At 63.1% G+C, this 6290-nt stretch carries 6 protein-coding genes and 1 pseudogene; 6 read left to right on the top strand and 1 reads right to left on the bottom strand.

The features are described from left to right. Window positions 1-261: 261 nt before the first annotated feature. Window positions 262-771 (bottom strand): DUF1269 domain-containing protein, encoded by a 510-nt coding sequence (locus BN2476_RS08540; RefSeq protein ID WP_087733705.1) that lies wholly within the window; start codon window positions 769-771, stop codon window positions 262-264. 152 nt (window positions 772-923) lie between these two features. On the opposite strand from BN2476_RS08540, the pseudogene BN2476_RS08535 reads away from it, so the two are divergent. The 6 genes and pseudogenes from BN2476_RS08535 to BN2476_RS08510 form a co-directional block, all read left to right on the top strand. Beyond that, window positions 924-1336: pseudogene (locus BN2476_RS08535) on the top strand (transposase); the annotation flags it as partial. Between the two features lie 357 nt (window positions 1337-1693). Then, the gene (locus tag BN2476_RS08530; protein WP_087733704.1) at window positions 1694-2842 is read left to right on the top strand and encodes a c-type cytochrome; all 1149 of its coding nucleotides are present in this window, start codon (window positions 1694-1696) and stop codon (window positions 2840-2842) included. A 13-nt stretch (window positions 2843-2855) separates the two neighbouring features. Then, a complete protein-coding gene (gene ctaD / locus BN2476_RS08525) occupies window positions 2856-4610 on the top strand; it encodes a cytochrome c oxidase subunit I (RefSeq protein ID WP_087733703.1) in 1755 nt (584 codons plus the stop codon). Continuing rightward, window positions 4607-5218 (top strand): cytochrome c oxidase subunit 3, encoded by a 612-nt coding sequence (locus BN2476_RS08520; protein ID WP_087733702.1) that lies wholly within the window; start codon window positions 4607-4609, stop codon window positions 5216-5218. The genes ctaD and BN2476_RS08520 overlap by 4 nt, the downstream gene beginning before the upstream one ends. Further along, window positions 5215-5922 (top strand): heme-copper oxidase subunit III family protein, encoded by a 708-nt coding sequence (locus BN2476_RS08515; protein ID WP_087733701.1) that lies wholly within the window; start codon window positions 5215-5217, stop codon window positions 5920-5922. The genes BN2476_RS08520 and BN2476_RS08515 overlap by 4 nt, the downstream gene beginning before the upstream one ends. 8 nt (window positions 5923-5930) lie before the next feature. Further along, the gene (locus BN2476_RS08510) at window positions 5931-6275 is read left to right on the top strand and encodes a cytochrome C oxidase subunit IV family protein (protein WP_087733700.1); all 345 of its coding nucleotides are present in this window, start codon (window positions 5931-5933) and stop codon (window positions 6273-6275) included. Window positions 6276-6290: the final 15 nt, after the last annotated feature.

Raw genomic sequence — 6290 nt, 5'->3', positions numbered from 1 at the left:
ACCGGTTGAATGCGCAGCCACATTGCTGACGTAGGACTCAGCACGCCCCAATGTCGTAAAGGCCGACAAGTGCGCGTTGAGCATCGGGCGGGTTTCGGAGTGGACCAGCCGTTCGAGTGACCACTGCATGGCTCAGGCGAGCGGCAGAAAGTGGCCGATCACTGCCTCATGCGTTCGGCACAGATTGGCCGGCCTCTGCCTTTCTGCAATCGGCTGCAGTCGACCCAAAGGGGGCGCCGATGGCCTCGTCTAGACTGCTTCTCAGGGAAAGATCGGTGTCGTGGGCTCCGCGCCTTCGAGATCGGCCTTCGGAAAATGCTGCGCTACCATCTGCTCGATCTCATGTTCGCGCGATCCAGGCACGTCGGCCATGATCAAGAGCTGGCCATCACGTATGGCGCCACGAAAGCGTTCGAGTCGTGCATTCGGTTCGTCGACGCCGATCATCGTGGCCGTCCAGGCCCCGAAGCCGGCACCTGCCAACGTCAACGCGACGACGGCTCCGCCCGCAATCGCGAGCTCCGCGGGAGGAAACACCAGTGCCACGAGGCCGAGAAGCGCGCCGGTCGCACCGCCGAGCGCCACGCCGCGTTCGAGCGAGTGCACGACGTCGCTGCTTTGCAGCAAGGATGCCTCAGGTAACTGTTCGAGTGCGACACTGTGATTCGCGAGAACATGGATATGTCGCCATGTGATCCGCGCCCGCAGCAAGTCGTCTACGATCGCCTTCGCCGTCGTCGTGTCAGGTGCGAGGAAATAAAGACGTCTCATGTCGGCTCTCCGTCAATCAAGCATTCCCCCAACGGGTCGATGCTGTTTATCGTACGCCTGCCGCAGGCAATCAGAGGGCATAGATGACCTGCCCCGGAATTATCGGACCAGCTGAAACTTGAGGGAATGGCTTCCAACGGAGAATGCAAGTCATGAAGAAGAGCCGGTTTACCGACGAGCGGATGGTCACGATCCTGCATGAGGCAGACAAGGCGCCAATCGCCCAGGTCGCATAGAAGCACGGAATCAGCGAGCAGACGATCTACAACTGGCGGCAGCATTTCGGCGGTCTGGAGGCTGCCGATGTGAAGCGGCTCAAACAGCTCGAGCAGGAGAATGCGCGGCTGAAGAAGGTGCTGGCGGAGCGGGATCTCGAGCTGGACGTGATGAAAGAGATCAACGCAAAAAAGTGGTGAGCGCGCCCTCCCGACGCCAGCAGGTTGCCTACGCGAAAGCACGGGGCCTGTCGGAGCGACGTGCGTGCGCGCTGATGTCGGTCGCGCGGTCAGCGTTGCATTACGGATCGAAGCTTGCTGAGCGGGACGCGCCTGTGCTCGCGGAAATGAGGCGCGCCGATAGGGTCTGTTCAGGTGTNNCACACCTGAACAGACCCTAAACACCCAGCGCCCTCGGGAGACGGCCGCCTCGGCAACCAATGCCGGAGGCGACCGTTTTGCATTGCATCGCAGCAAGTGACTCCTCCATTCGCGCGATCCGTATATGGCGCGCGCGTCCCCCTCGCGCTGCCTTGCACGTTGCAGAGGAGAGGACTACCTTTGCTTTAGAGCCGCTTGCAACGCTCAGCGAAGCGGTCCTGGCGGAAGTGCCGGCGCAGACAGTACGAAGTACGGCAAGGCGGCACAACGACGCCAGGAGCTTTTTTGTTAGCGGCTCCAGCGAGTGACTCGCAGCGAGGTCGCCTATGGCGCTTGCGATTGCCCTGAGCCTGATCATCGTATTGGCGGTAGGGTTTCACTTTGCCAGTCCCTGGTGGATCACACCGATCGCCTCGAATTGGGTGCGCATGGACGACATGCTGACGATCACGATCGTCATTACCGGCGCGCTCTTCATAGCGATCAACCTGTTCATCGTGATCGCACTGCTGCGCTACCGCCAACGCATGGGTCATCGCGCTGCTTACGAGCCGCACAACAAGCGGCTGGAATGGTGGTTGATCGGCCTGACCTCCGTCGGCGTGGCAGCGTTGCTGGCACCGGGGCTCTTCGTCTACGCGGACTACGTACGGCCGCCGCCCAACGTGCTGCAGATGGAAGTGCTCGGCCAGCAATGGCAATGGCGCTTCCGCTTTGCCGGCCCCGGTGGCAAGCTGGGTACGACGGACGTGCGCTACATCAGCAACGACAACCCCTTCGGCCTGAACCCCGGCGACCCCAACGGCCGTGACAACTACCTGATCGAGACGCCCGAGGTGCACCTGCCGCTCAACCGGCCGATCCAGGTCCTGGCACGGTCGCGCGACGTGCTGCACGACTTCTACGTACCGCCGTTCCGTGCGCGCATGAACATGGTGCCCGGCATGGTGACCACCTTCTGGTTCACGCCGACCAAGGCAGGGCGTTACGACATCCTGTGCGCGCAGCTTTGCGGTATCGGGCACTCCAACATGCGCGGCGTGGTGGTGGTGGAAGACGAAGCATCGTTCTCGCGCTGGCTGGCGCAGCAGAGCACGTTCGCACAGCGGCAGCAGGCCAAGGTGCAGGCCGCACCCGCCGCTGCAGGCGGCAGCGCCCAGGCGCTTGCTGACCAGGGCAAGGCGCTCGCGGAGGCCAAGGGCTGCGTCGCCTGCCATACCGTGGACGGCAGTCCGCGCGTGGGTCCCACCTGGAAGGGCCTGTACGGCAAGACCGAAACGATGGCCGACGGCAGCACCGCGAAGGTGGACGAAGCCTACCTGCGCGCCTTCATCCGCGACCCGAAGGCCCGCGTCGTGAAGGGCTTCGCACCCATCATGCCGAACTTCGACCTGAGCGAGCAGGAGCTGAACGCGCTGGTGACCTACATCGAATCGCTAGGCGGCCCGGCCGCCAGCAGCGTAGCCAAACCCTAGTGGAGCAGACGCAATGTCCTACGCGCACACCGACCACGTCCCGCAAAGCTTCTGGACCCGCTATATCTGGAGCCAGGACCACAAGGTCATCGCCGTGCAATATTCGCTGACGGCCATCGCCATCGGCCTGGTCGGCCTTGTGTTGTCGAACCTGATGCGGTTGCAGCTCGGCTTTCCGGGCAAGTTCAGTTTCATCGACGCCAACCACTACTACCAGTTCGTCACCATGCACGGGATGATCATGGTGATCTACCTGCTGACGGCGCTGTTTCTGGGCGGCTTCGGCAACTACCTGATCCCGCTGATGCTGGGCGCGCGCGACATGGTGTTCCCGTTTCTCAACATGCTGAGCTACTGGGTCTACCTGGTGGCCGTGCTGGTGCTGGTGGCGAGCTTCTTCGTGCCAGGCGGGCCGACCGGCGCGGGCTGGACGCTATATCCACCCCAAGCCATCCTGCCGGGCACGCCGGGCGTGGAATGGGGCATCGTGTTGATGCTGGTGTCGCTGGCGATCTTCATCGTCGCGGCGACGATGGGCGGCTTGAATTACGTCACCACTACGCTGCAGGCGCGCACGCGCGGCATGACTCTCATGCGCATGCCGCTCACGGTGTGGGGCATCTTCATGGCTACCATCCTGGCGCTCCTGGCGTTTCCGGCGCTGTTCGTGTCGGCGGTGATGATGCTGCTCGACAGGGCACTCGGCACCAGCTTCTTCATGCCGGCCGTGGTGTCGATGGGGCAGACGCTCAAGCATGCCGGCGGCAGCCCGCTGCTGTTCCAGCATCTGTTCTGGTTCTTCGGGCATCCGGAGGTCTACATCGTCGCGCTGCCGGCCTTTGGCATCGTGTCGGACCTCATCAGCACGCACGCGCGCAAGAACATCTTCGGCTACAAGATGATGGTGTGGGCCATCATCATCATCGGTGTGCTGAGCTTCGTGGTCTGGGCGCATCACATGTTCATCGCCGGCATGAATCCGTACTTCGGCTTCTTCTTTGCCACCACCACGCTCATCATCGCCGTCCCGACCGCCCTCAAGGTCTACAACTGGGTGCTGACGCTGTGGCGCGGCGATATCCACCTGACCGTGCCAATGCTGTTTGCCATCGGCTTCATCAGCACCTTCGTCCTGGGTGGGCTGACCGGGCTCTACCTCGGCAACGTGAGCGTGGACATTCCGCTGTCAAACACGTACTTCGTGGTGGCGCACTTCCATATGGTGATGGGCGTGTCGCCGATCCTGGTGGTGTTTGGCGGCATCTACCACTGGTATCCGAAGGTGACGGGCCGCATGCTCAACGACACGCTCGGGCGCGTGCACTTCTGGGTCACCTTCCTCGGCACCTATGCGATCTACTTCCCGATGCACTATCTCGGCATCCTGGGCATGCCGCGGCGGTATTACGCGTATGAGGGCTACAGCTTCATTCCACATTCGGCGCAGATGCTCAACACGTTCATCACCGTCATTGCGCTGATCGTTGCGGCGGCGCAGTTGCTGTTCTTGTACAACCTGGCGTGGAGCCTGGTGCGCGGCAAGCGTGCCGACAGCAACCCGTGGCGGGCCACCACGCTGGAATGGCAGACGCCGCAAACGCCGCCAGTGCACGGCAACTGGGGCGCCGCGCCGCCCATCGTCTACCGCTGGGCGTACGAATACAGCCCGCCGGGGCAGGAGGAAGACTTCGTCCCGCAAAACCAGCCGCCTGCGACGGCGCCTGAACCGGCCCACCCGACGCTTCAACCCGGCGAGGCACGCGAATGACCACATTGCGCCGCTCCTTCGTTCCTGATGCGCCACCCGTCTTGCCGAATGCGAGCCGCATCGGCCTGATCGTCTTCATGGCGGTGGCAACGACATTGTTTTCACTGCTGCTGTTCGCCTATGCAATGCGTATGCGCGAGCCCGACTGGCAGCCGATCCCGCATCCGACGCTGCTGTGGTGGAACACCGGCGCGCTGGTGCTGGCAAGCATTGCCATGCAGCGTGCCCGGCAGATAACCTTACACCGCGCGGCGTGGCTGGTGTCAGGCGGTGTGCTGGCGGCCGTGTTCGTGATCGGACAACTGGCCGCCTGGCGCATGCTGTCGGCGGCCGGGCAGACCGTCACCGTCAACCCTTCCAATAGCTTCCTCTACCTGCTCACCGGCCTGCACGGGTTGCATGTGCTGGGCGGGCTGGTGGCCTGGGCGGTGACGATCGCGCGTCTCCAGCGCGGGGATCCCTACCGAGCCCAGCGCGCCATCGCGCTGTGCGCCATCTACTGGCATTTCCTGCTGGCTGTCTGGCTCGTGCTGCTGGTGGCGATGTGGTGGATCACCCCTGGGTTCGTCGCCGCCATCTGCGGGCCGCTGTATGGAGCCGCGCCATGACCACGCCCACGCTCCCGACCGAATCCGCTGCCACCACGCCCACCGACGCCGGGCCTGACGGCTGGCGCGGCATCGTCACGGACTGGTCGGCCGACCGCGAAGCCTTCAAGGTGCCGTGGGGCAAGGCGATGATGTGGATCTTCCTGCTGTCGGACACCTTCATCTTCAGCAGCTTCCTGATCGGCTACATGACGGTGCGCATGTCGACCACGGCGCCGTGGCCTGACCCTTCCAAGGTGTTCGCGCTCACCGTGGCCGGCGTGGACGTGCCCTTGCTGCTGATCGCCATCATGACGTTCATCCTGATCAGCAGCAGCGGCACCATGGCGATGGCTGTCAACTTTGGCTACCGGCGCAACGCAAAACGCGCCGCCGCACTGTTGCTGGCGACCGCGCTGCTGGGCGCGACCTTCGTGTCGATGCAGGCCTTCGAATGGAGCAAGCTGATCTTCCATGAAGGTATCCGCCCCTGGGGCAACCCGATGGGCGCGGCACAGTTTGGCGCGTGCTTCTTCATGATCACCGGGTTCCACGGCTTTCACGTGACCTGCGGTGTGATCTACCTGCTGCTGACCGCACGCAAGATCCTGCAGCCGGGGTTCACCGAGCACGGCAACTTCCAGATCGTCGAGATTGCCGGCTTGTACTGGCACTTCGTCGACCTGGTGTGGGTGTTCATCTTTGCGCTGTTCTATTTGTGGTGAGGCAGACCATGGACCACACCAATCCCGCACATCGACCCGACGCTGCGCACGGCCAGCAGCATCCGATCGGCATCTACCTGAAGATCTGGGCCCTGCTGTTCGTACTGAGCACGATGTCGTACATGGTAGATTACTTCCACCTGCAGGGCCTGCTGCGCTGGACGCTGATCGTCGTGCTCATGATCGCCAAGGCCGGGCTGATCGTGTCGATTTTCATGCACATGATGTGGGAGCGGCTGGCGCTGGTGTACGCCATCCTGATGCCGCCGCTGTGCCTGCTGATGGTGCTGATGGTGCTGATGGCTGCCGAAGCGCATCACACATTCGGCACGCGGGAACTCTTCTTCCACTGACCCCTTCGCCGACCG

It is taken from the genome of Paraburkholderia piptadeniae (assembly GCF_900007165.1).
Lineage (GTDB): Bacteria > Pseudomonadota > Gammaproteobacteria > Burkholderiales > Burkholderiaceae > Paraburkholderia > Paraburkholderia piptadeniae.
This window is presented reverse-complemented; position numbering and strand designations above follow the sequence as displayed.

Bases quoted from the DNA above. Each gene is read 5' to 3' on its own strand.
- BN2476_RS08520 (WP_087733702.1), top strand. From the start codon at position 4,607: ATGACCACATTGCGCCGCTCCTTCGTTCCTGATGCGCCACCCGTCTTG.
- BN2476_RS08530 (WP_087733704.1), top strand. From the start codon at position 1,694: ATGGCGCTTGCGATTGCCCTGAGCCTGATCATCGTATTGGCGGTAGGG.
- ctaD (WP_087733703.1), top strand. From the start codon at position 2,856: ATGTCCTACGCGCACACCGACCACGTCCCGCAAAGCTTCTGGACCCGC.
- BN2476_RS08540 (WP_087733705.1), bottom strand. From the start codon at position 771: ATGAGACGTCTTTATTTCCTCGCACCTGACACGACGACGGCGAAGGCG.
- BN2476_RS08510 (WP_087733700.1), top strand. From the start codon at position 5,931: ATGGACCACACCAATCCCGCACATCGACCCGACGCTGCGCACGGCCAG.
- BN2476_RS08515 (WP_087733701.1), top strand. From the start codon at position 5,215: ATGACCACGCCCACGCTCCCGACCGAATCCGCTGCCACCACGCCCACC.